This is a genomic window from Stackebrandtia soli (genome assembly GCF_965137155.1).
Lineage (GTDB): Bacteria > Actinomycetota > Actinomycetes > Mycobacteriales > Micromonosporaceae > Stackebrandtia > Stackebrandtia soli.
Genome location: NZ_CBCRZX010000002.1, coordinates 138,950 through 163,212 on the forward strand (window position 1 = coordinate 138,950; position 24,263 = coordinate 163,212).

A 24,263-nucleotide genomic window follows, 5' to 3' on the forward strand; every position below is an offset into this window, starting at 1 on the left:
TCTCTTCCCCGTTACCTGTTCACAATCGATGCCGCTGAGGCACCGGGACGAAACCGGACTCATGGCAGGAACACGGTTTCGTCCCGGTCTTCCCCTTACGACCCGGCCATTACCGTCCACAGTTCACCTCGTGGACGAAAGCGGCAGGTCATCGTCGTGGCGGTCGACCGGTCGATACCGGCGACGACGGAGCGGGGCCATCACCGGATCGGCGGCATCCAGTCGACGCCACCGGTAGGTCATCTCAAGCCGATGAGCTCGGTCACCACCGACACGAAATGGTCGGCGTCCCGGAGCAAGTCGTCGGCTTCCCGCGTCGTGACGACTCGCGGAACGCCCGCTTGCGCCATCGTTCGCTTGTGCGCGGTCTGGGCGAAGTACTCCGCCCATTCCTGAAGCTCGGGCGCGACCTGCGCCAACAGGCGCCACACGTTCGTCACGCGACCTCGCTGGCCCGAATTGATGCGAGCCCGGATCGATAGAACCGCGGCAGCCGCGCGCAACGCCGCCAAATGGGCCGTCGCATACCGAGCCCCGTCACGGGTCTCCTCGCCTGCCTCGGCCAGCCCCTGCCTGGAGAGAATCAACAACTCCAATGGGGACCGATTGGTCATACCGCGCGCCGGAATCTCCGAAACGCTCTGTCGCGGCATCCGCCGCGACGGTGCCGATGATCGCCCGGTGACGCTCACCGGCGTGGTTGCGGTCGCCAACATTGCTTCCCCTCAGTGGCGATTCGACAGTGGATCGGTCAGGGCCGCCGCCCACCGGGGATCGGTGGGAGGTGAGCGGCGGTCCTGCTCCGAAGTTCGAACTTACGAACGAATGTTCGAACACCTCGATAGTAAACCCCGGGCCCGGTCGAATCGCAAGCGATGACGAATATTTGTTCGAAAAAATTTTGATCATGAGCGTACCCGCAGGTCAACGCTACTTTCGTAGAGCCGCCGACACGACGATCGTCAGCTGGATGAGCCCCAGGACCCCCAACAACAGCCAGGCCGTGGCCGCGATCGACATCAGCCCGGTACCCAGGCCCTCCGCCATCGGAGCACCCGTCACCGCCACGGCGCCCGCGATGCCGTACCCCGCCAACGCCGCCCAGCCGCGCCCCGAATGCTCCCCCAGAGTCAACATTCCCGAGCCGCGCAGACCCGCGATGTACGCCCGCGACCGCACGTACTCGTGAGTGAACGACACGGCACCGGCGGCGACCACGACCCCCGCCGGGACCCCGAGTCGCCAGAACCCGTACAACCAGGCGACTTCCGCGATCCGGTTCGACAACGGAACGAACACCAGGGCCCGCCTGCCGAGTTCGCCGACCCGGTCGCTGACGGCCACATAGCCCCACTCACAAGCGATCGTGGCGAGGACGCATCCCGCCCCCACCAACACCCAGACCCCACCTCGGGCGGACACCAACGACGTCACCATCGCGAACACGAGCCCCGAGACGACCATCGTGGTCGGTGTGATCCGCAGGCCACGGAGCACACGATCGGCGGAACCGACCGGTTGCGTATGCGTCTCCACACCGCATATGTAACAGATCCCACCGACAAGGGCAACCTCAGGTGACGACGCGACGGCGCCACCGTCACCATTCGACCGGGGGTCGCGCCGACGTCTGGCGCGGAACCGGAGGCGTTGACACCGACATCATGGACTCTTCAATGGAACGTCTCGTATGGACAACGAGAATCAACGACGACCGGGCAACCGAATCCGGAACGCCGCCCCTCCACGCGGAGAGGACGTCACCTCGATCACTCCGCTATGGGCCGCGATCACGTCCCGGACGATCGCCAAGCCCAACCCGGCGCCACCCTCGTCACGGCTACGCGCCTCGTCCAATCGCACGAAGCGTTCGAACACCCGGTCGCGCTCCGCGTCCGGCACGCCCGGTCCGTCGTCGGCGACCTCCCACACCACCGTGCCGTCCGACGCGGGACGCAGTGTCACCTCCACCATCGACGACGCATATCGCTGCGCGTTGTCGACCAGGTTCGCCAACACCCGCGCCAGCTGCGCCCGGACACCGAACACCGTCACCTCCTCCGCGACGTGGACCTGCACCGGGACCCGATCGGTCGCGGCTCGCCGAGCGATCTCCTCCCGGGTGAGCTCGGTCAGGTCCACGCGAGCGGTCGTCCGCTTCTCTCCCGCGTCCAACCTGGCCAGCAGCAGCAGGTCCGTCGCGAGCGTCTGCAATCGGATCACATCGCGCAGCGTGGCCTCCATGTCGAACAACTGCGGGTGCGACATCGCGACCTCCAGCTGAGCGCGCAGGATCGCCAACGGGCTGCGCAGTTCGTGCGAAGCGTCCCCGATGAAGCGCCGTTGCTGCACGATCGACTGCTCCAGCGCCGTCAAGGTCTTGTTCGTCGTCACCGCCAGATCGTGGACCTCGTCGCGGGTGGAAGGCACCGGAACCCGCTTGGACAGGTCCCCCACCGTGATGGCGGCCAGCTCGGACCGGATCGCCGCCACCGGCCGCAGCGCACGTCTCGTCACCGCCCAGGTCACCGCTCCGACGACGAGCAGAAGGGCGGGAAGAGCCAACAGCATCGACGTGGTGACGGCGTCGATCGCCTGTTCCTCCGTCGACAGTGAGACACCGGCGTACACCGTCAACACGGTTCCGCTCGGAGTGCGCAACGCGATCCCCGCGATCCGGTAGTCGTCACCGGCGAACGGGATCGTCGCGAACGACACGTCATCGCTCACCTCGCCGGGACGATCGTCATCATCGTCGTCATCATCGTCGTCATCGTCGGACGGTGACGCGCCTCCGGGTGTCTCCACCGGAAAGCTCGCGATCGGCGCCGTGGTCAGGTCGTCGCTGCCGACGACCACCTCCCCGGCGTCGTCGACCACCTGGGTCGGTTCGTCATCGTCGGGCAACTCCACGTCCTTGACCGGAGCCCCCGAGGCCAACTGAGCGGCGACCGAGCGCGCGTTGAGTTCTGCCGTCAGCTCGGCGGCGCTCACCAATTGGGCGCGCAGCAACGAGATGACGACGATCCCGACCGCGACGAGCGCCACCGCGACCACGACCGTCGCGGCCAGCGTCGTGCGAGCGCGCACCGACTTGGGTTGCCACCAGCGCATGTCAGCCGCCCTGACCGTTCAACCGGTAGCCGGCGCCGCGCACGGTGACGATGGAGGACGTACCGAACGGGGAATCGATCTTGCGACGCAGGTTCGACACGTACACCTCGACGATGTTGACGTCACCGTCGTAGCCGAAGTCCCACACGCGCTCCAGTATGTCCAATTTGGACACTACTTCTCCGACGCGGCTGGCCAGATACGCGAGGACGGCGAACTCCTTCGCGGTCACCACGATCTCGCTCGACCCGCGCCGACAGCGCTTGGTCGCGGTGTCGATCTCCAAGTCGCCGAAGCGGTACACGACGGGTGAGACGGACTCGCCGCGACGGCGAAGAAGCGCTCGAATGCGGGCGAGCAGCACGATGAACGAGAAGGGCTTCGTCAGATAGTCGTCGGCGCCGGTGTCCAGCCCCTCGGCCTCGTCGTATTCGCCGTCCTTGGCGGTGAGCATGAGAATCGGCGTGCGGACTCCCTCGCCGCGCAACCGTTCGCACACTTGATATCCGTTGAGCCCGGGCATCATGATGTCCATGATGATCACGTCGTAGTCGATGCCGTTACGGCTGGCCATGTCCAGGCCTGTGACTCCGTCGTGGGCGACATCGACGGCATAGCCCTCCGCGCTGAGCCCGCCGGACAACACCTCGGCGAGCCGCTTCTCGTCTTCCATGATCAACAGGCGCATATCCACAGCGTGACACAACGGTCGACACCGAACCTGAAGCCGGCTTCAGGTGACTTAAGGCTGGCTTCAGCATCCATCAGGCATGGTGGGAAACGTCCAACCGATGAAAGGAAAAAACAATGAAGAAGTCCCTGCAAACCCGTCGCCGTACTTGGATCATCACCGGCGCGGCCGGTGCCTTGATCCTGGGCAGCGCGGTCGCCGCCGGCGCCGCCTTCGCCGACGATGAGGATCCCCAGCGCGACCCGGGCACCGTGACCGCCGAATCGGTCGGCGACCGGGACGACGACGACCGTGAGGACGACGACCGGGACGACGAGGACGGAGTGTCCGTCCCGAGCGACATGATCAGCCCCGCCGACGCCGCCGACGTGGCGGTCGCCGAGATCGGTGACGGTCTGGTCACCTCGGTCGAGCTTGACGATGACGGCAACCTTCTGGTGTGGGACGTCGACGCGGTCGACGCCGACCAGGTCGAGCACGAGCTGACGATCCACGCGGTCGATGGAACCGTGCTGTCGCACGAGAAGGAGGACGACGACGCCGACACCATCGACCACGCGCGCGCTTCTGCGGCGACGGTGACGATCCAGGAGGCGACGAGCCTCGCCCTGTCCGAGGTCCCCAACGGTCGGGTCATCGGTGTCGAGTTGCAAGGTGGTGTCGACGCCCCGGTCTGGGAGGTCGAGGTCTACAACACGTCCGACGAGACGTGGCAGTACGTCGAGATCGACGCGGTGAACGGCACGCTCATCAGCGTCAACGACGACTACTCCGCCGGTGACGATGATGGCGACGACCGTGATGACAACGAAGACGGCGACGACGACTAGCCCGGCCCCGCGGCCCCGCCCACCACACGGGACCGCCCCCATATTGAACACAGTTGAATAGCCCGTTGAGGCAATGAATGAACGACCCAGGCTGATGATCGCGACGTTGGCCTGGGTCGTTTCCGTTATTCGGACGACCGCGAAGGCGGTCGAGCGTTGTTTGACAACTTCATAGTGGTTCACTTGCGCGCCTTCAGGACTGAGGCCGAGGGCATGAGAGACCATTCGTCCGAAATACCTCTGTCGGCCGATGCGATCCGGCCTCGCGACAGACGCCGGACATGGTCGAACCCGGAATCGTTGTCCGCATGACGACAACACCCGACCAAAGAGGTCACGCGCGAGACTCCCGGCTGATCCGCGTCACCGTGACCTGTCTGTTCATCGCTCTGGCCGCGCTGGCCCTGAGATGGGTGGCCACGCCCCTGCCTCCTCGGCTCGACTACACGGTCGGGTTCGCTCCGTGGTGGGTCATGTTGACGGCGACGGTCCTCGGCGGCACTGCCGTCACGATCATCTCGGTCATCCGATCCCCGCTTGGGAAACACGTATCGATCATCGGTGGAACCGCGGCGGTACTGTTCCTGTGGTCGGCCTCGGGAGTCGTCCTCGACGGGTTCCGGGCGTTCTTCGCCATAACGGGCATCCCCGCGGGCGATTTCAGCACGGTGGACTGGCCGGGAATGGTTTGCCGCACGGCGAGTCTGCTGGCTTGCGGAGCGATCGGCTACACGACGCTTCGGGCCCGCCGAAGCCGCGCGAAGATCTGCGCCGTCTGCAAGACGGCCACCCCGCCTCTGGTGACCGGCCATCGATGGCACGGCATCGCGGCCGCCGCGTTGGGTATCCCGTATCCGGCGCTGAAGCTGTACTGGTGGTGTGGCGGCGTCGTGGCGCGGCCCGAATCATCGACGGAAGGATTCCCCACTATGGAGCTGTTGGCCGGAGCGGCAGGATTGTTGGTGTCGCTTGCCCTGGTTCACCCGTGGGGCCGTGTCCTTCCCCGCTGGGCGCTGCTGAGTGCCGCGGGCGTGGCGACGACGATGCTGATCAGCATGGGGAGTCTCTCCGTTCTCGGGACGTTGTCGCAGCTGCTCGGAATCACCGACGGCCCCGTACCGCTGACGGATGATTCGATGTGGATGGTCGCTGCCGTGTACGGGACCTGGTTGCTGTTCGGTCTGGCGCTCCTCGGCGCGATCGCGTACTACGTCGAGAAGCGTCGGCCTCGCTGCGCCGCGGACGCGAGTTGCCCGGTATGAGAGAGAACGCCGTCCGGTCGACGACCGACGCCCCCGACCGGGGCGTAGACGTGTCGCCTTCTAACAACGGTGGGGTGACCGTGCTCATCGGCGTACCCCTCGCCCTGATGTCTGGGTGGGTGGCGCTGGCCTCGCTCGACACGTGGAGGGCGGTCGGCATCATCGCCGCCATCACCGTCGGCCTGGTCGCCACGGCTTGGCGACTACGAGCACCGCTCACCGTCTACGCGGTGGTGTGGTCGGCGTGCGCCGCGCAGGCGGCCATCAGCGGCCTGTCCCTGGTGTTCCCGTCTACCTTGCTGTTCCTCGTGGCGCTTTACTCGGTGGTGGCGTGGGCCGGTGAACCCGCCCGGATCACGGCGATCAGCGGAGCCTTCCTCGGGGCCTTCCTCGGCGCGTGGGTGCTGATCACCGATGACAGCGTTCGAGCGGCCGGGCTGCGACCGGAACCGGTGATGGTCGTCGCCGTCCTGTCCGCGGTGGTCTTGGCGACGATCGGCATCGGTCACTGGAGACGTGACCAGTCGCGTCAGTTGGCGAGCGCCGCTCAGCGGGCGAGACAGGCGGAACGGGACCGAACGGCTCGCCTCGACGACGCGGTGCGACTCGAGCGGCGACGCATGGCGCGGGACATGCACGACGTCGTTGCGCATTCCCTGGCGGTCGTCATCAGCCAGGCACGAGGCGGTCGCTACGCGGCGGTCGCGAACCCGGACCGGGCGATCGACGTGCTCAAGACCATCGAGGACGAGGGCCGACAGGCCTTGCGAGACATGCGCGGCATGGTGCGAATGCTGCGCGTCGGCGGAGAGGAATCGGCTACAACGATCGGAGAGGAACCGCAGCCCGGCCTCGCGGACATCCCGGGGTTGGTCGAACGCGCCGGTTCCACGGGCCGGATCGTCGCGGTGGAGACCGTCGGGCGTCCACAACCGTTGAGCGGGTTCGTGGAGCTGACCGTCTACCGGTTCGTCCAGGAGTCGCTCACCAACGTCGTTCGTCACGCCGCTCCCGGATCCGGCGCGACGTTGACCATCCGGTGGGCGACCACTGAGTTGACGATCGAGGTCGTCAACGAGGCCGCAGCGACCGCGCGCGTTCACGGCGAGGGCTTCGGATTGATCGGCATGGCCGAACGCGTCCGCGGGGTGGGGGGCTCCATGGCAACGCACGACGACGGTGGGCGCTTCCGGGTCGTGGCGACCATTCCATTGACCATTCAGGATGAATCTGCCGTGAGGCTGTCCCGATGACGATCCGAGTCTTCGTCGTGGACGATCAGGCGCTGGTCCGGACGGGCTGCGTGATGGTGATCGAATCCCAATCGGACATGACGGTCGTGGGTGAGGCCGCCGATGGCCGTGAGGCGCTCGATCTGTTGGCTGCGACGAGGACCGACGTCGTCCTGATGGACGTCAGGATGCCGGTCGTGGACGGTATCGAAGCGACGCGGCGGTTGCTTGGGACGATCGACCCGCCACGAGTCATCGCGTTGACGACCTTCGATCTAGACGAGTACGCGTTCGCGGCGATTCAGGCGGGTGCCAGCGGTTTTCTCCTCAAGGACGCTCCCGCGGAGCAGTTGCTGTCGGCCATTCGCGCGGTTCACGGCGGTGACGCCGTCATCGCCCCGTCGACGACCCGACGTTTGATCGCGCATATCGCGCCGCAGCTCAGCCCGCCGCCCGACGTCGATCCCGCCGCCGCGTTGACGGCTCGGGAACATGACGTCGCGATGCTTCTGGCGAGGGGCCGGTCCAACGCGGAGATCGCCCAGGAACTGTTCCTGTCGGAAGGCACGATCAAGACACACGTGGCACGCGTGCTCGCCAAACTGCGACTGCGAGATCGCGTCCAGGTCGTGGTGTGGGCCTATGAGAATCGACTCGTCCGACCGGGCGACGACGGGTCCGCGCCGCTCACCGAACGGGCGTCGAGCTGAGGTTCTGCCAGACCTGGCGCGTCGCGGTGGACTTGTTCAAGGTGATGAAGTGAATGCCGGGAGCGCCCTCCGCGAGGAGACGGCTCGAGAGCTCGGTGGCGACCTCCACACCGATCTCGGTCACCGCCTCGGGGTCATCGCCGACGGCACGAAGGCGGTCGGCGAGCGCCGAGGGGAAATCGGCTCCGGAGAGTTTCGCGAAGGTCTCGATCTGTTTGACGCTGGTCACCGGCATGACGCCGGGGATGATCGGTGTGTCGAGGCCCGCCGCCGCGACGGCGTCCCGCAAGCGGACCCAGTCCCGCCAGTCGAAGAAGAACTGGGTGATGGCGAAGTCCGCCCCCGCACGGCACTTGTCGATGAAATGCCGGGTGCAGGTGTCCCAGTCCGGACTACGGGGGTGCTTCTCCGGGAAGGCGGCGACGCCGACGCAGAAGTCACCGGACGACTTGATCAGTTCGACGAGCTCGTAGGCGTGCCGAACGCCCTCGGGGTGAGCGACCCACTCGCCTTGTGGGTCACCGGGCGGATCACCGCGTACGGCGAGGATGTTGCGCACGCCGACCGAGGCGAAATGACCGATCAGGTTCCGAAGTTCCGCGGTGGAGTGATCGACCGCAGTGAAATGAGCCATCGGAAGGAGTGTCGTCTCCGTCGCGATGCGGCTGGTCGTCTCGACGGTCGTCGTCCGGGAGGACCCTCCCGCCCCGTACGTCACTGACACGAAGTCCGGTTGCAGGGACTCCAGTTCACGTACCGCCCGCCACAACACCTGCTCGGCGCGATCGCTCTTCGGGGGGAAGAACTCGAACGAAAACGTGGGCGCCGAACCGGAGAGCAGCTCGGCGATCGCCGTCGGCTGCCCCGGCATCACAGACGCGGTTCCAAGGGTCACAGGTCAAGACTAACGGCCCACATGTTGGACGAGATCGACGTCCATCGGTGGCTTCGCGCATCCCTGTTCCACAGGCGGTTCTCGCGCCACACCGACGCCCACCCTTGGCGCCATACGCCGAGTCACACGCGTACCGTCTGTTCCGTGCCATCACCGATCGAGCATGCCGAGCTGGGTACCCGTGTCGGCTCCGCCCTCACCGAGTTCCTGCGTCGGCAACGACACCGCTTGACCGACATCGACGTCGAGCTGGGCCGCGTCGCCGAAGCGGCCGAGTTGTTCATCCTCGGCGGAGGAAAACGGATTCGACCGGCCTTCGCCTACTGGGGGTATCGCGGAGCGGCCGGTCCGGACGGCGACGCGATCGTCGCGTGCGTCTCGTCGCTGGAGCTACTGCAGGCGTCGGCGTTGATGCACGACGACCTGATGGACGACTCCGACACCCGGCGCGGTGAGCCGTCGGTGCATCGACGATTCGCCACCCACCACCGCGACGCCGGATGGTCGGGTTCGCCCGAGCACTTCGGTTCGTGTGCGGCAATCCTGCTCGGTGACCTGTGCATGACGTGGTCCGACGAAATGTTCACGGGCGGTGGAATGTCCGCGGACGCGGTCGGCCGTGCTCGCGCGGACTTCGACTTCATGCGGACCGAGGTCAGCGCCGGGCAGTATCTGGACGTGTTGACACAGGCTCAGCGCGACACCAGCATCGAACGGGCGCTCAAGGTCGCCCGCTTCAAGTCGGCGAAGTACACGATCGAACGGCCGCTGCTGATCGGTGCGGCGCTCGCTGACGGATCGCCCGAGTTGCGGGAGTGCTATTCGGCGTTCGGTCTCCCCCTGGGTGAGGCGTTTCAGCTGCGGGATGACGTCCTCGGGGTGTTCGGCGACCCATCGCACACCGGCAAACCCGCAGGAGACGACCTCCGCGAGGGCAAGCACACCTTCCTGATCGCGAGCGCTTACGAGACAACGGATGCCGCGGGCTCGAAGTTGCTCGACGAACTGCTCGGCGACCCGGAGCTCGACGTTTCCGGGGTGGCCGCGTTGCGGCAGGTGATCACCGAGTCGGGTGCCTTGGATCGCACGGAACAGCGCATCGATCGGCTCGCCGAGCAAACCCGTGCGGCCCTTGAGAAGGGCCGCCCGCTCATGGTTCCCGAGGCCTTCGACATGCTGGAGCGGTTCGGTGAGGCTGCGGTGCGCCGTCGGCTGTAGCGGCCGCGCGGATCGTTTGTCCGTCGATTGCCACCCCAACGGGTAGAGACTTTTGCGGCCATGAGTCGTTGAACCCTGTGTCGACGCGCTCGCCGGTGGGAATGTGTCGCAGGCGAGCCGATTCACGCACTGATGACGACGGTGGTCAACCCTGGGGAGGGGAGCCACCTCGCGAAGGGGTATCTCATGAGGATCGGCCGGGAAATCGCGGGCCTGTATCGCTCCATAAAGTACGATCTGGAACACTCGAAGCGCGCACGCCGACTGTCGATAGTGGGCTTGTTCAGTTTCCTACTCGCCGGTGTCATGGCCGTTGGAGTCGTGAACGCCTGGGGGCTCGACACCAGCGAGGACGCCGCGGTGAACACGAGCGGCGAGTCCACCGCCGGGGTGGCCGACCAGGACGCGGACACGACCTTGGGCAACGGCGGAGGAAATCGACCCTCTCCGTCCCTGTCCCCCACACCGTCACCGTCGCCGAGCAGCCCGACCCCGAAACCGAGCTCGGCCAGCCCGACTCCAACGAAGACCGAGAGTTCGCACACGCCAACGGAGTCACCGACGTCGCCGAAACCCAGCGACCCGTCCCCCTCGCCGAGCGGATCCACCGATCCGCAACCGACCGGTTCGGAAGTGTCGATCACGCCGACGACGCGCTAACGCGCACTGTGGTTCGCGGTCGACACGGATCCCGACGGATAGGTTTGTGCCATGGAATCGAACCTGACCGATAGAACGCTCCTGAGCGGGGCCGCCTATCGCAATCCGACCGCGTTGGAGGCACGGCGAGCCATCTACCGTTACCAGCGGCCGGTTCTCGACCTCGTCGGTACCGTCACCGCCGAGTTCGCCGCGGTGGCCGGCCCGATCATCGACGTCGGTTGCGGTTCCGGTGTCTTCACCTCCGCGCTACGGCGGGCCCATCCGGATCGTTCGGTCGTCGCGATCGACCTGTCTCCGGGAATGGTGACGGTGGCGGGAAAGCCGGGCGTCAACGCCGAGGCGACCAGACTTCCGTTCCGCGACGGCAGCGTCGCGGGAGCGTTGGCGGCACACATGCTGTATCACGTTCCCGGACCCGGTGACGCGCTCGACGAACTGGCGCGCGTGTGCCGTCCCGGTGGCCGGGTCGTCCTCACCGGCAACGGCGCCACCGACAAGCTCGAATTGCACGACCTGTGGATCGAGTCGGCGCGAGTCGTGCTCGGTCGGCCGGAGGTCCTCTTCGGCGAGGCGCTGCGCGTCGACGGCATGGAATCGCTGGCACGGCGGCATTTTGGGCCGGTTTCGAGAGTGAATCTGACGGCGAGAACGGTGGTGCCGCACACTCGACCGATCATCGACTACCTGGAGTCGACGCGAGCTCTGTCGCCGCTGTCGGATGCCGACTTCACGGCGGTCATCACCGAGGCGACCGAGCGCTTGAGTGACCGCATACGACGGACGGGTGACTTCTCGTTCTCGAACGAGGTCGGGTTGATCATCACCGAGATCCGATAGGGCCTCAGGCCCCACCGTGTCAGGCTCGACATCGTACGGTACATAGACATACACTCTCCGCTGTGGGGGAACTGCACGCTGTTGGGCGGGCCGAGCCGGACGCCCCGGTCTCCGATTCGCTCGTGGGGCAGCTGATCGACCAGCGCTACCGCGTCGTGGCGCTGATTTCGACTGGTGGGATGGCTCGGGTCTACCAGGCATGTGATGAGCGACTGGAGCGAACCGTCGCTCTCAAGATCATCAATGACTCTCATATCGACAATCCTCGGTTTCTTCAAGCGTTCCAGGACGAGGCCAAGACGATCGCGCGGTTGTCGCACCCGCACATCGTCGCCGTATTCGATCAGGGGGAGCACGACGGCCTTCCATATGTCGTGATGGAGTACGTCGAGGGTCGGACTCTGAGGCAGGTCCTCAACGAGTACGGCTCCGTCTCCCCCGAGGAGGCGCTGTTCTTCATGGACCGTCTCCTGGCGGGGCTGGCCGAAGCTCACCGGATCGGCCTGGTTCACCGCGACATCAAGCCGGAGAACATTCTGTTGTCCTACGGTGGTGACGGCGACATCGTCAAGGTCGCGGACTTCGGTCTGGCCCATGCGGCTCAGGCACGGAATGGGCGGGGGGCGATCGAGGCCGAGCCGGAGGAGCCGTTGCTGGCGACGGTCGCCTATGTCGCGCCGGAGATCGTCGCGACCGGCCACTGCCACACGAGTTCCGATGTGTACTCGGCGGGGATCCTGCTGTACGAGCTCGTGACGGGAACGGTCCCGTTCGATGGTCCAGACCCGATGGTTGTGGCGTACCAGCATGTCGACAACGAGGTCCCCTCGGCGAAGAAACTGGTCCCGTCCCTGCCCGACGAGGTGGACGCGTTGATCAGGCGGGCGACGGCTCGGGACCTGGCGGAACGGCCGAGTGACGCCGCGCGGTTCGGTCGGCTCGTCGCGGCGGCGACGGAGCGCTTGAGTCCGGGAGACGATCGCGGTGGAATGAGCCTTCGCACACCGCCGATGGGTTTGGGCCGACAGCGACAGGATTCCGTCTCGGCAAGGACGTCCACCTCCAGACGAACGAGCGGTCTGCGGCCGAACCGGGGAACGGTCGCACAGTTCGTCGCGGCCGTGATGGCGCTGTTCCTCATCGGCCTCGGTGGGTGGTGGTTGGCGAACGGACGCTACGAATCCACACCATCCCTACTGGATCAGACGGCGGAGACGGTCGCGCCGTTCGCGCAACGACACGGGTTCACCGTCGAGTTCGACGAACGCCGGTTCAGCGAGACGGTCCCGGCGGGAACCGTCATCGAGCAGGAACCAGGCCCCGGGGAGCGCATCCTGAGCGGCGGCACCGTGACCGTGACGATCTCCAAAGGACACGAGCGGTATGAAGTGCCGGACGTCTCGGCGATTCCCGCGGAGGCGGCGATCGCGAGCCTCGCGCAACTTCGGCTGGAGGTGCGAGTGATCGAGGTATTCGATGATCGGGTGGCACACGGGGACGTCGTGTCCAGTGACCCTGCACCGGGGTCGGTCGTGAGACCGAGAACCGTCATCCGATTGACGGTCAGCATGGGACCGGCACCTGCGACGGTGCCGGACGTGACGGGCGTGCTGGAGGCCACCGCCGCGAAGCGACTCCGCGAGGAGGGGCTGACGTCGATGGTCACGCACGTCTTCGACGATGGTGTGCCGAAGGGCCGCGTCATCTCGCAGGGGCTCCCACCTGGCACCGGCGTCGCCACGAACACACCGGTACCGCTGCGGGTGAGCCGGGGATCGGCTCCCGTCGAGGTTCCCGACGTCACGGGTCTGCGCCTGGACGAGGCGATGGAGACGCTCCGGGAGGCGGGGTTTCGCGTCCAAGTCGAGAAGGCCGCCAAACCCGGGGACATCGTGCGGCGCCAATCCCCCGACGCGGGATCCTCGGATGCCCGGGGAACGCGCGTGACGTTGCGGGTGGATTGACGCCCACGAAGCCGTGGGCCGGCGGCCTGGTCCGCCGACGGCGCCTCAGTCCTCCGGTTGTTCGATGAGGCTCTGCAGGTAGAGCTGCTCACCGAGTTTGTCGATGAGGTCCATCTGGGTTTCCAAGTAGTCGATGTGCTCCTCCTCGTCGGAGAGGATCGACTCGAAGATGTTGGCGGAGGTGTGGTCGCCGATCGAACGCATGTACTCGATGCCGCGCCGGAGCCGATCGACGGCTTCCTTCTCAACGAGCATGTCGCCTTCGAACTGCTCGGGGACGGTCTGGCCGATCCGAAGCGCGAACAAACGTTGATAGTTGGGCAGGGTGTCGAGGAACAGGATCCGGTCGGTCAGGACCTCGGCGTGCCGCATCTCGTCGATCGATTCGGCGCGTGTGTGTTTGGCGAGCTTCACATATCCCCAGTTCTCCTGCATCTTCGCGTGCAGGAAGTACTGGTTGATGGCGGTGAGCTCGGCTGTCAACTGTTCGTTAAGGAATTCGATGACGCGTGGATCGCCTTGCATGACGGTTCCCCCTCGTGATGTTTCCGTTCACAATCAGGGTACGAACCGGCTTTAACGGACATTTCCTGAGGAAACCCTAAAAACAGGTCGAGCCGGGCGAATCCGGCGCCGTCACAGGCGTGCGGGTTGACCGAAGTACGACTCGATCATGTCGGCGATGCGGTCAAGGCACGTACCGCAACCGGTGCCCGCCTCACAGGCGTCACCCACCGCTTCCTCGGTGCTCGCGCCACCCTTGATGCAGTCGTGAACCTCGTGTTCACCGACCTGATGGCAAATGCAGACGTACAACCGACCGACCCTCCCAGGCAAGCCTCTCCTTACTAAGGCTCACCTAAGGTATCTCCCGACCTGCCGGTTCGCCAATCACCCGAACGGCTTGATCTCGGAGGGTCACCGACAAGGCGGCAACCGGTCGCGTCGGACGCCACATCGCGCCCACCGATCACTGGCCGCGACCCAATAGATTGTGGCGACAACCAATGGGAGGCCTGATGACGCCAGTACTTGACGTGAGTGAGCTGAGAAAGACTTACCGTTCCCGAAAGGGCGGTTCGACCGTCGCGGTCGCGGGTCTCGACCTGACCGTGAATCAGGGCGAGGTTCACGGGTTCCTCGGCCCGAACGGTAGCGGCAAGACCACGACCCTGCGAATCCTGTTGGGACTGGCGCACGCCGATGGCGGTCACATGCGGATCTTCGGGGAGACGGTCCCACAGGGACTCCCACGAGTCATCGACCGGATCGGCGCGATCGTGGAGAGCCCCCGATTCTTCGGACACTTCACGGGCCGAAAGACGCTGTCACTCCTGGCCGGAACGATCGGCCTACCCGTCGGCCGAGTCGACGAGGTCCTTGAACTGGTGGGGTTGCGCGAGCGCGGCGAAGAACAGGTGAAGGGGTACTCCCTGGGCATGCGTCAGCGCCTCGCCGTCGCCAGCGCCCTGTTGAAGCAGCCGCAGCTGCTGATCCTGGACGAACCCACGAACGGGCTCGACCCGGCCGGTATTCGAGAGATGCGCGAACTGATGCGTCGCCTCGCGAGCACCGGCGTCACGGTCCTCGTCTCGTCCCACCTTCTATCCGAAGTAGAGCAACTCTGTGACACGATGACGATCGTGTCGCGGGGGCGTCAGGTCACCTCCGGCCGCGTCGACGAAATCCTCGCCGAGCACGCGACGAAGCAACTCCGGGTTCGATTGGAGTCGGAGGCGTCGCTGTCGGACGCCCAACAGATTCTGGTGGAGAGTGGATTCGCCGTCGATGTCGCCGGCGACCGGTTGATCATCCGCAATGGAGCGCCTCCGGCCGCCGTCACCAAGGCACTGGCCGACGAACAGGTGTATCTGACGGAGCTCGTCGGCATCCCCGTCGACCTGGAGACCGTGTTCCTGCGGTTGACGGGTACTGAACCGGTCGACGGCACCTACCCCCAGGTGAACAAGTCGTATCTGCCGGACCTGCCCGGCCAGGTCGTATCGGACAACACCGTGTCGGTCGTTCCACTTCCGGCTCAGGCGCTCACCCAGGAGAAGGAGACCCACCAGTGAGGCTTTTCGTCGTCGAACTGCGCCGTTTCTGGTCGCGCCGAACAGCGATCCTCATCGCGGGTGTCGGTCTGTTGTTCCTGCTCGCGAGCCTCGCCACGCTGGCGTCGAGTTCGCAGACCCCGTCGCCACAAGAGATCGAGACGGCGCGAGCCGACGCGCAGGAGGAGCGGGACTGGGTGACCCAGGAACGCGAGTTGTGCTTCAAGTACTGGGAGAAGGCTCCGGACACGCCGCCGGAGCAGGCGGACTACCCGAAGGACTGCGCCGGCAACCACGACCCCACCCGAATCAAGGACACGCATTACCTCTCCGGTGTCGTCATCTTCGCCGACGAGGCGGAAGGACAGTTGTACTTCCTCGGGATGGTGCTGGCGGTCTGCGGCCTACTGATCGCGGGCTCGTACATCGGCGCGGAATGGACCTCCGGAGGCATGACGAACCTCCTGCTGTGGACGCCACGCCGGATCCCGGTGTACCTGGCCAAGTTGGCAAGCGCGCTGACGAGCATGTTCGTGCTGTCGGTCGGGCTTGGCGTACTGCACATCGGCGCGCTGCTGGCGATCGCGACGTCTGTCGGGGACGTCGGGCAGATCAGCTCCACCTGGTGGTCGGACACGACCATGCTGTCGTTGCGGGTGCTGTTCCTGGTCATGATCTGTACGACCGTCGGTGTGGCGATGTCGATGATCGGACGCCGCACGGTGACGGCGATCGGAACCTTCATCGGCTACCTGATCCTGGTCGAGTTCGGCGTCCGGTTCATTCTCGCGATCGTCGACATTGACATCGAACTGTGGCTCATGTCGACGTACATCATCGGGTGGACGGTCGGCGGAACCGAGCTGTGGCCAGTGGGCGCCGGGTACCCCGATTACCTGTCCATGTGGACGTCCGGGTCGATTCTGCTGGCGGTGACGGGCGTGCTGACGGCGATCGGCATGACCCTGTTCCAGCAACGCGACGCGAACTGACGCGAGTGCGGGGGTGGCTTCCCACCCCCGCCGCTCCGCTACAGGCCGTGCGATTCCAGCGATCCGGTCAGAACGGCGATCGCGTGCTTGAGTTTCGCGTCGTCAACGTCCAGATGCGTCAGCAGTCGCCCCGACGTCGGCCCCATGACCGAGATGAACACACCTTGTTCCGCCGCCGCGGCGGCCAGTTCGGCGATCCGGGGAACCCGAAGCAGGACGATGTTCGTCTCGACGGTCGACGCGTCCGTGACGCCATAGGGTTCCAGCGCGGCCGCCAGCGCGGCCGCGCGCTCATGGTCGTCCGCGAGCCGCGCGAGGTGCTGGTCGAGCGCGTGCACTCCGGCCGCCGCGAGGATTCCGGCTTGGCGCATTCCTCCACCCATGCGTTTACGGAGTACCTTCGCCCGGGCGATGCGATCACGAGACGCGATGACGAGGGAGCCCACGGGGGCGCCGAGGCCTTTCGACAGGCACACCGACATCGTGTCGAACAGCGCGCCGTACTCGGCGAATGAGACGCCACTGGCCACGGACGCGTTCCAGATTCGCGCTCCGTCGCAGTGGAGCCCCAGTCCGGCCGCGCCGGTCAACTCGCGAAGGCCGCGCAGTTCGTCGAGCGCTTGGACGGTGCCTCCCCCACGGTTGTGGGTGTTCTCCACGGCGATGGCCCGGGTCGCGACCGTGTGGAAACCCGCCGCGGGCCGAACATAGTCGGACACGAGGTCGGCGGCGACGCGACCGCGCGGCGGTGACGGCCACGTCCGGGTGGAGATGCCTCCGATCGCGGCGGCGGCGCCCACTTCGTGGGACACGACGTGGGCCTCGGAATCGAGCAGCAGTTCGTCACCGGGCGCCACGAGCAGTTGGAGGGCGATCTGATTCGCCATGGATCCACTCGGGGTGAACAGGGCCGCCTCGTGGCCGAACATGTCCGCGACCAGCGCCTCCAGCGCGTTGACGGTCGGATCCTCGCCATACACGTCGTCGCCGACATCGGCGTTGGCCATGGCCTGCCGCATCGCGGCGGTCGGTCGGGTCACGGTGTCGGAGCGCAGGTCCAGCAGCATTCCGCAAGTCTAGGAGGCGCGACCGCGTCGCCGTCCCGTGAGTCGTGTCCGCCCGACGTCGGCTCCCAGGCGATGGTGACAATGGCGTCATGGCAGACGCGGAACACGTGATGGTGTTGCCGGACCGGGATGCGGCGGAGGAGATCGCCGACGCACTCGTCGAGGAGTTCGGCATTACGTCACCCAGGGTCGTCCGGGAGGCGTTGGCGGGTGAGGACGATGCCGAGGACGCTCAGTGGCTCGTACTGGCCCGGCTGCCGGAGGCCATCGACGGTGAGGCCGTGGAGGCGATGCTGTCCGATCACGGGGGCTGGCTGGAGGGCCTCGACGAATGAGGCTCCCCGGTGTCGCCACCGGGGAGCCTTGAGTGAGCGGATCGTCCCGTCGAACGGGACGGCCTTCTAATGCCGCAGCATCTCGGCGACGAGGAACGCGAGCTCCAGCGACTGCTGCGTGTTCAGGCGCGGGTCGCACGCCGTCTCGTAACGCTGGCTGAGGTGCTCGTCGGCCAGCGCCTGTGCCCCGCCGATGCACTCGGTCACGTCTTCGCCGGTCAGTTCGATGTGGATTCCGCCGGGGTGCGTGCCGACGGCCCGGTGGGCCTCGAAGAACCCGAGCACCTCGTCGACGATCCGGTCGAAGTGCCGGGTCTTGTACCCGTTGGACGACTCGTGCGTGTTGCCGTGCATCGGGTCGCACTGCCAAATGACGGCACGCCCCGCCCCGTGAACCTTCTCGAGGATCGGTGGCAGCACGTCGCGGATCTTCTGGTTCCCCATCCGGGTGATGAGCGTCAGCCGACCGGGAACGTTGTCCGGGTTGAGCTTGTCGCACGCCTCTAGCACCCAGTCGGGGCTCGTGGTGGGGCCGATCTTGACGCCGATCGGGTTGCTGATCCGCGAGATGTAGTCGATGTGCGCGCCGTCGAGGCGCCGCGTGCGCTCCCCGATCCAGAGGAAATGCCCGGACAGGCCGAACGCGCGGTCACCGTTGATGCGCGTCAACGCGCGGTCGTACTCGAGCGCGAGCGCCTCGTGGGATGCGTACATGGTGACGGTGTGCAGGGCGTCGTCGTCGACACCACAGGCGGCCATGAACGCGAGGGCCCGGTCGATCTCGCGACCGATGGCCTCGTACCGCTCCCCGGCCGGGGAGTTCTTGACGAAGTCCTTGTTCCAGTGGTGGACGGCCCGCAGGTCGGCGGTTCCGGCCGACAGGTACGCGCGCAGCATGTTCATCGCCGCCGCCGCGTTGGCGTAAGCGCGGATCATGCGCTGCGGGTCAACGCGACGCGCCTCCGCGTTCGCCTCCAGGGAGTTGAGCATGTCGCCCCGGTAGACGGGGAGCCCGAGGGCGTCGGTCATCGCCGAACGCGGCTTCGTGTACTGGCCGGCGATCCGCCCGACCTTGACGACGGGGAGGCTCGCGCCGTACGTCAGAACGACCGCCATCTGGAGCAGCGTCCGCGCGGTGGCGAGAAGATGGGCTTCGGTGTTGTCCGCGAAGGTCTCGGCGCAGTCACCACCCTGCAGGAGAAAGGCCCGGCCCTCGCACACGTCCGCCAGCTGCGCGCGCAAGGTGTCGACCTCATAAGGGGCCACGATGGGCGGCACGGTGCTGAGAACGGTGGAGACGTCGTCCACCTCGGTCTGGTTCGGCCACGGGGGCGCCTGGTCTCGCGGAAGCTCACGCCATCGGTCGAGGCCCAGTCGCGTCGCCTGCTCGGCGGCGATCGCCGGATCGCTTCCACCGGGCACGAGGCCAGGGTTACGCAATTGGTGCCATTGCTCAGTCACCTGACAAGCTTAGGCCTCCGCTCGGCATGTTCCCGCAGGTGGCCGGTCTATGTCACAGTGCCGTGTTGTGAATGTCGGCACAGGTGGCTCGCGCGTGGTGGCGGACAGTGCGGGCGATAGGGTCTCCATCGGTCCGAATTGTCGCAAGGAGTTCTCGAGAATCATGCGCGATCACAACATTGGTGAATGGCTGGACGATCTGGCCTCGGATTCGCCCGCTCCCGGGGGCGGTGCGGCGGCGGCGATGAACGTCGCGCTCGGGGCGGCTTTGATTTCGATGGTGTGCAATCTGACCATCGGTAAGCCGAAGTACGCCGAACACGAGCTTTTGATGGCGGACGTGTTGTCGAAGGCGACGGAGTTGCGGGCGGAGGCGCTGCGGCTCGCGGAGGCGGACGCCGCGGCGTTCTCGGGCGTGATGGACGCCTACGGCCTTCCTCGGGGGGACGACGCGCAGAAGGCGGAGCGGAGCGTCGCGATTCAGCGGGCCCTCGTCGCCGCCGCGGATGTTCCCATGCGGATCGGAACGATCGCGGCCGACGTCATCGCGTTGGCGGGTCGCATTCTCGACGGCGCGAACGTCAACGTACTGTCCGATGTGGCGGTCGCTGCGGATTCCGCGGGGTCCGCTCTGCGTTCCGCCAGGATCAACGTGGAGATCAATCGGGCGTCCATCAAGGACGAGGGGCTGCGGGCCGAGTTGGCCTCGCGCCTGGAGGAGCTCGCCAGCGCCGAGCTGACGGCGGGGGCGATCGTGGACATCGTGATGAACAGGATCAAGAAGTGACACGGGTAATTGACGGACGGGCCATCGCGGGCGCCATCGCCGACGAGGTCACCACTGACGCGGCCGCGTTGCGAGCCCGTGGGGTGACCCCCACACTCGCCGTCGTCGTTCCGACGGACGACGCCGCGACGGCCTGGTACGTACGGTCGATCGAACGGACGGCCGGGAAGGTCGGGGTCAACTGTCGAACGGTGACCTTGACCAACCCCACCGCCGCCGAGCTCATCGACACTTTGGACGAGTTGTCCGCGGATGACACGGTGCACGGCGTCATCTGCCAGACTCCGCTGCCCGACGGGGTGACGCTCGCCGATGTGGGCGAGCACATCGCCATCGGCAAGGACGTCGACGGCGCCAACCCGGCGAGTCTGGGACGGCTCGCCATCGGCCTCGACACCTTCGCTCCCGCAACGGCGGCGGCGGTCGCCGAGATCCTGCGACGCGACGAGGTGTCGTTGGCGGGCGCGGAGGTCGTCATCGTCGGACGGTCCACTGTCGTCGGCAAGCCCGCCGCGCTGCTGCTGTTGGCGGAGAATGCGACCGTGACGGTGTGCCACTCCCGAACCCGGGATCTGGCGGCCGTGTGCGGTCGCGCGGACATCGTGGTCGCGGCGGTGGGAAGCCCCGGGCTCGTCACGAAGGACCACGTCAAGACCGGAGCCGTCGTCATCGACGTCGGCACGAACCCGACCGAGGACGGCGGTCTCGTCGGTGACGTCGACGCGGTGAGCGTCAACGGCGTCGCCGGGGCGCTGACACCGGTGCCCGGAGGGGTCGGTCCCGTGACGACGATCCTGCTGATGCGGCACACGATCGACGCGGTCACCCACCCCGACGCGGGCTGACGACTTCTCTCGTTGAGGGCATCGCACCACTGTGGCACAGTGGTGCGATGCCCTCAACGAACATCACTCCGCCGTCGCTCGATCGCGTCCGGGGCTGTGTCCTCGGCGGCGCCATCGGCGACGCCCTCGGCAATCCCATCGAGTTCGACCCGACCGACGTGATTCGCGCCGAGTACGGATCGGCGGGCCTCACGGGTCTCACCGGCCTGACGCCCGATGGTTTCGCCGTCATCACCGACGACACGCAGATGACCCTGTTCACGATCGACGGCCTGCTGCGCGGCGGCACGACGAACGAAGCAAGTCCGTCCGCTGTGATGTCCGAAATGTACTGGGCGTATCAACGCTGGTTCAGAACCCAGAACCAGCGCGAAGCGCAGGACCCGCCGGACGGTTGGCTCGCCGGGGAGGCCTGGCTGTACCACCGTCGCGCCCCGGGCCTGGCGTGCCTGTCCGGGTTGCGGAGCGAACCTCCCGCCCCCAACGCGCCATTGCACGGCGCCGGTCCCGTCAACCCCGAGTCCAAGGGCTACGGCACGGTGATGCGTTCCGCGCCGTTCGGGCTGGCGTGGGGACCGGAGAACGCGTTCGAGCACGCCGCCCGGTGTGCCCGGCTGACGCACGGTCATCCCACCGGCTATCTCGCGGCCGGGGCGTTCGCGGCCATCGTGTCGCTCGTCGCTCGCGACACGGGCTTCACCGCCGCGATCGAGGAGACGCTGACGATCGTGGCCCGCTACCCCGATCACCGCGAGACGACCGACGCGATCGTCCGAGCGGTCAACGCGGCCGCGACGGCCGCACCGACCCCGGAGCGGGTGGAGCGTGTCGGCGGAGGCTGGATCGCGGAAGAGGCGCTGGCCGTCGGCCTCTACTGCGCGCTGGCGGCGGAGTCGGATACTGGGGCGAAGCCCGAGGTGATCGCCCGGGCGCTCCTGGCATCGGTCAATCATTCGGGCGACAGCGACTCGACCGGATCGATCTGCGGCAATCTACTCGGCGCGCGCCATGGCCGCGACGCGCTGCCGATTCAGTGGCTGACTCATGTGGAGCACACCGACGCCATCGACGCGGCCGCGATCGACCTCGCCTCCGCGCTCGGCACGCCGGACGCACCTCCGCGCGACGCCGACTACTGGCGAAGCCGGTATCCGACAACCGGAGCAAAATAGTCCACTACAGACGGTATGAAATATACGCTTGTCGATGAATTACGTAGCCGCACCAACCGAAATGGCTAGGTAGCGACGGATACCCGACAGTCATCGACCGGTCCTCTCGGTTAGCGTCGAGGCAAGGGGCCGACCCGCTGCCCAGATCACGCGAGACGCCGCAGCGGATCCGCTGGGAGCGGGCCGGCCTCACGGCTCGACTCAACCGAGGAGGTGCGACATGCGAAGAATCGCTGTCGCCGTCATCGCCGCCGTGGCATCACTCGCCATCGCGTCGCCCGCATACGCCTACGCACACGACCGCGTCCACACCCCATGGCTGCACACCTTGCTGGACGTACTGACCCTCGCCGTCGTCACGTCTCCCGTATGGACCGCGTTCCTCTGGGGCGCCAAGGCACGCGGTGGCCTGATCGCGCTCATCGCCGTCGTCCAGGTTCCGGCGGCGGTGTTCGCGTTCGTCCCGATGCACGACCCGACACTGCATCTGATCGCCCTGCCTCTCGGCCTCGCGATCACCGGGACGTCACTGTGGTACGTCCGCCGCCTCGCCAAGGGCGAGGCCGCCGAACCGATCCGACAAACCGCCGCCGACTGACTCCCATGCCGTGGGCGCGCCCACGGCATACCGGAACGCATCGGTTCCGGTGTGGACTGTGAGTTCCCGAACCTGCTCGCCCTCGCGGCGCACCTCGATGTTGGGACAGCCGACGAACGGCCCGACGACGCCTCCGCCGGGGAGCGCGATCGTGTGATAAGAGCAGTGCTCGTCATCGACGAAGCCCCACGCGCGGAACAGTTCGACGCCGTTGACCATGTAGATGCCGACACTCTCCTTGCGATCCCCGAGCGTCGTGCGGTAGTACGCGCCGATCAAACCGGGAATCGCCGCCCCGCCGAACTCGACGTCGTACAGGACTTTATGGAATGTGAAGGACTGGAGATCGGGAATGGGCACCGACGCGACAGGGCTTGTCTGCACGTCTGACTCAACGAGCCAGACGTGCAGACAGTGACGGTATCGCTACCCGAAGAAGACCTCGGCCTCGGCAAGGCGCTCGGCGGGCACCGTCTTCAGTTCCGAGGTGGCCTCGGCCAGCGGAACACGCACGATGTCAGTGCCGCGCAATGCGACCATCTTTCCGAAGTCACCCTCGTGCACGGCGTCGATCGCGTGCAGACCGAAGCGGGTGGCGAGGACGCGGTCGAACGCGGTCGGTGTTCCGCCGCGCTGGACGTGACCGAGAACGACGGCACGCGATTCCTTGCCGGTCTGCTTCTCGATCTGATCGGACAACCACTGTCCGATGCCACCGAGCCGCACGTGGCCGAACGCGTCCAGTTCGCCGTTCTGGGTGACCATGTCGCCCTCCGTCGGCTGCGCGCCCTCGGCGACGACGACGATCGGCGAGTAGTCGGTCTCGAATCGGGATTCGACGTAGGCGACCACTTGCGACACGTCGAATCGCTGCTCCGGCACGAGGATCACGTTCGCGCCCCCGGCGAGGCCGGAGTGCAGCGCGATCCAGCCGGCGTGACGGCCCATGACCTCGACGACGACGCACCGATGATGACTCTCGGCCGTCGTGTGCAGCCGGTCGATCGCCTCGGAGGCGATGTTGACCGCCGTGTCGAATCCGAAGGTGTAGTCGGTGGCGTTGAGATCGTTGTCGATGGTCTTCGGAACACCGACTACCGGAATGCCCAGGTCGGTGAGCCGCTTGGCGACACCCAAGGTGTCCTCGCCGCCGATCGCGATCAGGGCGTCCACACCTCGATCGGCGAGCGTCGCGCGGACCTTGTCGACGCCTCCGTCGACTTTGAACGGATTGGTGCGCGAGGATCGCAGGATCGTCCCGCCGCGAGGCAGGATGCCGCGAACCTCGGCGACGCCCAGCGGCGTCGTCTTGTTCTCGACCGGTCCGCGCCAGCCGTCGCGGAATCCGATGAACTCGTGTCCGTATTCGCCGACGCCCTTACGGACGACCGCGCGGATTACGGCGTTGAGACCGGGGCAGTCGCCGCCACCGGTGAGTACGCCAATGCGCATAGAAAGCACTCCATGTGATTCGTGCCTGGCGATGGTCCGAGACGCCGTTGTCCCTGCCCTTCGTGTCGAGGGCGAGCCTATACC

General features: G+C 66.5%; 26 protein-coding genes. 15 read left to right on the forward strand and 11 right to left on the reverse strand.

Annotated features, from left to right (window positions below):
- Positions 1-239: 239 nt before the first annotated feature.
- The 4 genes from ACM9NP_RS01830 to ACM9NP_RS01845 form a co-directional block, all read right to left on the reverse strand.
- Positions 240-653 (reverse strand): SAV_6107 family HEPN domain-containing protein, encoded by a 414-nt coding sequence (locus ACM9NP_RS01830; RefSeq protein WP_415644772.1) that lies wholly within the window; start codon positions 651-653, stop codon positions 240-242.
- A gap of 277 nt (positions 654-930) precedes the next feature.
- Positions 931-1,536, reverse strand: a complete 606-nt coding sequence (locus ACM9NP_RS01835; RefSeq protein WP_415644773.1) for a hypothetical protein — start codon at positions 1,534-1,536, stop codon at positions 931-933.
- Between the two features lie 168 nt (positions 1,537-1,704).
- On the reverse strand, positions 1,705-3,114 hold the full coding sequence (locus tag ACM9NP_RS01840; RefSeq protein WP_415644774.1) for a sensor histidine kinase: 1,410 nt from the start codon (positions 3,112-3,114) through the stop codon (positions 1,705-1,707).
- Between the two features lies 1 nt (position 3,115).
- Positions 3,116-3,802 (reverse strand): response regulator transcription factor, encoded by a 687-nt coding sequence (locus ACM9NP_RS01845; RefSeq protein ID WP_415644775.1) that lies wholly within the window; start codon positions 3,800-3,802, stop codon positions 3,116-3,118.
- 119 nt (positions 3,803-3,921) lie between these two features.
- Between ACM9NP_RS01845 and ACM9NP_RS01850 the strand changes: the two genes are divergently transcribed.
- The 4 genes from ACM9NP_RS01850 (at position 3,922) to ACM9NP_RS01865 (ending at position 7,839) form a co-directional block, all read left to right on the forward strand.
- On the forward strand, positions 3,922-4,635 hold the full coding sequence (locus ACM9NP_RS01850) for a PepSY domain-containing protein (protein WP_415644776.1): 714 nt from the start codon (positions 3,922-3,924) through the stop codon (positions 4,633-4,635).
- Positions 4,636-4,943: 308 nt separating this feature from the next.
- A complete protein-coding gene (locus ACM9NP_RS01855) occupies positions 4,944-5,897 on the forward strand; it encodes a hypothetical protein (RefSeq protein WP_415644777.1) in 954 nt (317 codons plus the stop codon).
- Positions 5,894-7,150 (forward strand): sensor histidine kinase, encoded by a 1,257-nt coding sequence (locus tag ACM9NP_RS01860; protein WP_415644778.1) that lies wholly within the window; start codon positions 5,894-5,896, stop codon positions 7,148-7,150. The genes ACM9NP_RS01855 and ACM9NP_RS01860 overlap by 4 nt, the downstream gene beginning before the upstream one ends.
- Positions 7,147-7,839 (forward strand): response regulator, encoded by a 693-nt coding sequence (locus tag ACM9NP_RS01865; RefSeq protein ID WP_415644779.1) that lies wholly within the window; start codon positions 7,147-7,149, stop codon positions 7,837-7,839. Before ACM9NP_RS01860 ends, ACM9NP_RS01865 begins: the two co-directional genes overlap by 4 nt.
- On the opposite strand, the gene metF is transcribed toward ACM9NP_RS01865, so the two are convergent.
- Positions 7,817-8,734, reverse strand: a complete 918-nt coding sequence (gene metF / locus ACM9NP_RS01870; RefSeq protein WP_415644780.1) for a methylenetetrahydrofolate reductase [NAD(P)H] — start codon at positions 8,732-8,734, stop codon at positions 7,817-7,819. The two genes, ACM9NP_RS01865 and metF, sit on opposite strands and share 23 nt — an antisense overlap.
- Before the next feature lie 156 nt (positions 8,735-8,890).
- On the opposite strand from metF, the gene ACM9NP_RS01875 reads away from it, so the two are divergent.
- The 4 genes from ACM9NP_RS01875 to ACM9NP_RS01890 all read left to right on the forward strand — a co-directional run bounded on the left by ACM9NP_RS01875 (position 8,891) and on the right by ACM9NP_RS01890 (position 13,416).
- Positions 8,891-9,952, forward strand: a complete 1,062-nt coding sequence (locus tag ACM9NP_RS01875; RefSeq protein ID WP_415644872.1) for a polyprenyl synthetase family protein — start codon at positions 8,891-8,893, stop codon at positions 9,950-9,952.
- A 186-nt stretch (positions 9,953-10,138) separates the two neighbouring features.
- Entirely contained in the window at positions 10,139-10,612 is a 474-nt protein-coding gene (locus ACM9NP_RS01880) for a hypothetical protein (RefSeq protein ID WP_415644781.1), read from the forward strand.
- Positions 10,613-10,663: 51 nt separating this feature from the next.
- Positions 10,664-11,452, forward strand: a complete 789-nt coding sequence (locus ACM9NP_RS01885) for a class I SAM-dependent methyltransferase (RefSeq protein WP_415644782.1) — start codon at positions 10,664-10,666, stop codon at positions 11,450-11,452.
- Positions 11,453-11,514: 62 nt separating this feature from the next.
- Entirely contained in the window at positions 11,515-13,416 is a 1,902-nt protein-coding gene (locus ACM9NP_RS01890) for a Stk1 family PASTA domain-containing Ser/Thr kinase (RefSeq protein WP_415644783.1), read from the forward strand.
- Between the two features lie 45 nt (positions 13,417-13,461).
- Here the strand turns inward: ACM9NP_RS01890 and bfr are convergent, their stop codons facing one another.
- Together bfr and ACM9NP_RS01900 are read right to left on the reverse strand one after the other, a co-directional pair.
- Complete coding sequence (gene bfr, locus ACM9NP_RS01895; RefSeq protein WP_415644784.1) at positions 13,462-13,941, reverse strand: bacterioferritin; 480 nt, start codon at positions 13,939-13,941, stop codon at positions 13,462-13,464.
- Between the two features lie 111 nt (positions 13,942-14,052).
- Positions 14,053-14,253, reverse strand: a complete 201-nt coding sequence (locus tag ACM9NP_RS01900; RefSeq protein WP_415644785.1) for a (2Fe-2S)-binding protein — start codon at positions 14,251-14,253, stop codon at positions 14,053-14,055.
- A 182-nt stretch (positions 14,254-14,435) separates the two neighbouring features.
- On the opposite strand from ACM9NP_RS01900, the gene ACM9NP_RS01905 reads away from it, so the two are divergent.
- The gene (locus ACM9NP_RS01905; RefSeq protein ID WP_415644786.1) at positions 14,436-15,491 is read left to right on the forward strand and encodes an ABC transporter ATP-binding protein; all 1,056 of its coding nucleotides are present in this window, start codon (positions 14,436-14,438) and stop codon (positions 15,489-15,491) included.
- Positions 15,488-16,462, forward strand: a complete 975-nt coding sequence (locus tag ACM9NP_RS01910) for an ABC transporter permease subunit (protein WP_415644787.1) — start codon at positions 15,488-15,490, stop codon at positions 16,460-16,462. The genes ACM9NP_RS01905 and ACM9NP_RS01910 overlap by 4 nt, the downstream gene beginning before the upstream one ends.
- A gap of 38 nt (positions 16,463-16,500) precedes the next feature.
- Here ACM9NP_RS01910 and ACM9NP_RS01915 read toward each other — a convergent pair whose 3' ends face one another.
- Positions 16,501-17,529 (reverse strand): threonine aldolase family protein, encoded by a 1,029-nt coding sequence (locus tag ACM9NP_RS01915; RefSeq protein WP_415644788.1) that lies wholly within the window; start codon positions 17,527-17,529, stop codon positions 16,501-16,503.
- Positions 17,530-17,618: 89 nt separating this feature from the next.
- Here ACM9NP_RS01915 and ACM9NP_RS01920 point away from each other — a divergent pair, with 89 nt between their 5' ends.
- Positions 17,619-17,864 carry a hypothetical protein gene (locus tag ACM9NP_RS01920; protein WP_415644789.1) on the forward strand — a complete coding sequence of 82 codons (246 nt, stop codon included), beginning with the start codon at positions 17,619-17,621 and terminating at the stop codon, positions 17,862-17,864.
- A gap of 66 nt (positions 17,865-17,930) precedes the next feature.
- Here the strand turns inward: ACM9NP_RS01920 and ACM9NP_RS01925 are convergent, their stop codons facing one another.
- Complete coding sequence (locus ACM9NP_RS01925; protein WP_415644790.1) at positions 17,931-19,325, reverse strand: class II 3-deoxy-7-phosphoheptulonate synthase; 1,395 nt, start codon at positions 19,323-19,325, stop codon at positions 17,931-17,933.
- 163 nt (positions 19,326-19,488) lie between these two features.
- On the opposite strand from ACM9NP_RS01925, the gene ACM9NP_RS01930 reads away from it, so the two are divergent.
- From ACM9NP_RS01930 to ACM9NP_RS01945, 4 genes are all read left to right on the forward strand, one after another.
- Positions 19,489-20,112: a cyclodeaminase/cyclohydrolase family protein gene (locus ACM9NP_RS01930; protein ID WP_415644791.1), complete on the forward strand. Its 624-nt coding sequence runs from the start codon at positions 19,489-19,491 to the stop codon at positions 20,110-20,112.
- Entirely contained in the window at positions 20,109-20,957 is an 849-nt protein-coding gene (locus ACM9NP_RS01935) for a bifunctional 5,10-methylenetetrahydrofolate dehydrogenase/5,10-methenyltetrahydrofolate cyclohydrolase (RefSeq protein ID WP_415644792.1), read from the forward strand. Before ACM9NP_RS01930 ends, ACM9NP_RS01935 begins: the two co-directional genes overlap by 4 nt.
- 47 nt (positions 20,958-21,004) lie before the next feature.
- On the forward strand, positions 21,005-22,129 hold the full coding sequence (locus tag ACM9NP_RS01940; protein WP_415644793.1) for an ADP-ribosylglycohydrolase family protein: 1,125 nt from the start codon (positions 21,005-21,007) through the stop codon (positions 22,127-22,129).
- 220 nt (positions 22,130-22,349) lie between these two features.
- Positions 22,350-22,727, forward strand: a complete 378-nt coding sequence (locus ACM9NP_RS01945; protein ID WP_415644794.1) for a hypothetical protein — start codon at positions 22,350-22,352, stop codon at positions 22,725-22,727.
- On the opposite strand, the gene ACM9NP_RS01950 is transcribed toward ACM9NP_RS01945, so the two are convergent.
- Both ACM9NP_RS01950 and ACM9NP_RS01955 read right to left on the reverse strand, forming a co-directional pair.
- Positions 22,656-23,111 (reverse strand): hypothetical protein, encoded by a 456-nt coding sequence (locus ACM9NP_RS01950; protein WP_415644795.1) that lies wholly within the window; start codon positions 23,109-23,111, stop codon positions 22,656-22,658. The genes ACM9NP_RS01945 and ACM9NP_RS01950 overlap by 72 nt on opposite strands.
- Positions 23,112-23,153: 42 nt before the next feature.
- Positions 23,154-24,179 carry a 6-phosphofructokinase gene (locus ACM9NP_RS01955; protein WP_415644796.1) on the reverse strand — a complete coding sequence of 342 codons (1,026 nt, stop codon included), beginning with the start codon at positions 24,177-24,179 and terminating at the stop codon, positions 23,154-23,156.
- Positions 24,180-24,263: the final 84 nt, after the last annotated feature.

Coding starts and splice junctions, on each gene's coding strand:
- ACM9NP_RS01830 (WP_415644772.1), bottom strand. CDS start 653: ATGCCGCGACAGAGCGTTTCGGAGATTCCGGCGCGCGGTATGACCAAT.
- ACM9NP_RS01840 (WP_415644774.1), bottom strand. CDS start 3,114: ATGCGCTGGTGGCAACCCAAGTCGGTGCGCGCTCGCACGACGCTGGCC.
- ACM9NP_RS01845 (WP_415644775.1), bottom strand. CDS start 3,802: ATGCGCCTGTTGATCATGGAAGACGAGAAGCGGCTCGCCGAGGTGTTG.
- ACM9NP_RS01850 (WP_415644776.1), top strand. CDS start 3,922: ATGAAGAAGTCCCTGCAAACCCGTCGCCGTACTTGGATCATCACCGGC.
- ACM9NP_RS01855 (WP_415644777.1), top strand. CDS start 4,944: ATGACGACAACACCCGACCAAAGAGGTCACGCGCGAGACTCCCGGCTG.
- ACM9NP_RS01860 (WP_415644778.1), top strand. CDS start 5,894: ATGAGAGAGAACGCCGTCCGGTCGACGACCGACGCCCCCGACCGGGGC.
- ACM9NP_RS01865 (WP_415644779.1), top strand. CDS start 7,147: ATGACGATCCGAGTCTTCGTCGTGGACGATCAGGCGCTGGTCCGGACG.
- ACM9NP_RS01880 (WP_415644781.1), top strand. CDS start 10,139: ATGAGGATCGGCCGGGAAATCGCGGGCCTGTATCGCTCCATAAAGTAC.
- ACM9NP_RS01885 (WP_415644782.1), top strand. CDS start 10,664: ATGGAATCGAACCTGACCGATAGAACGCTCCTGAGCGGGGCCGCCTAT.
- bfr (WP_415644784.1), bottom strand. CDS start 13,941: ATGCAAGGCGATCCACGCGTCATCGAATTCCTTAACGAACAGTTGACA.
- ACM9NP_RS01905 (WP_415644786.1), top strand. CDS start 14,436: ATGACGCCAGTACTTGACGTGAGTGAGCTGAGAAAGACTTACCGTTCC.
- ACM9NP_RS01915 (WP_415644788.1), bottom strand. CDS start 17,529: ATGCTGCTGGACCTGCGCTCCGACACCGTGACCCGACCGACCGCCGCG.
- ACM9NP_RS01920 (WP_415644789.1), top strand. CDS start 17,619: ATGGCAGACGCGGAACACGTGATGGTGTTGCCGGACCGGGATGCGGCG.
- ACM9NP_RS01930 (WP_415644791.1), top strand. CDS start 19,489: ATGCGCGATCACAACATTGGTGAATGGCTGGACGATCTGGCCTCGGAT.
- ACM9NP_RS01940 (WP_415644793.1), top strand. CDS start 21,005: ATGCCCTCAACGAACATCACTCCGCCGTCGCTCGATCGCGTCCGGGGC.
- ACM9NP_RS01945 (WP_415644794.1), top strand. CDS start 22,350: ATGCGAAGAATCGCTGTCGCCGTCATCGCCGCCGTGGCATCACTCGCC.
- ACM9NP_RS01955 (WP_415644796.1), bottom strand. CDS start 24,179: ATGCGCATTGGCGTACTCACCGGTGGCGGCGACTGCCCCGGTCTCAAC.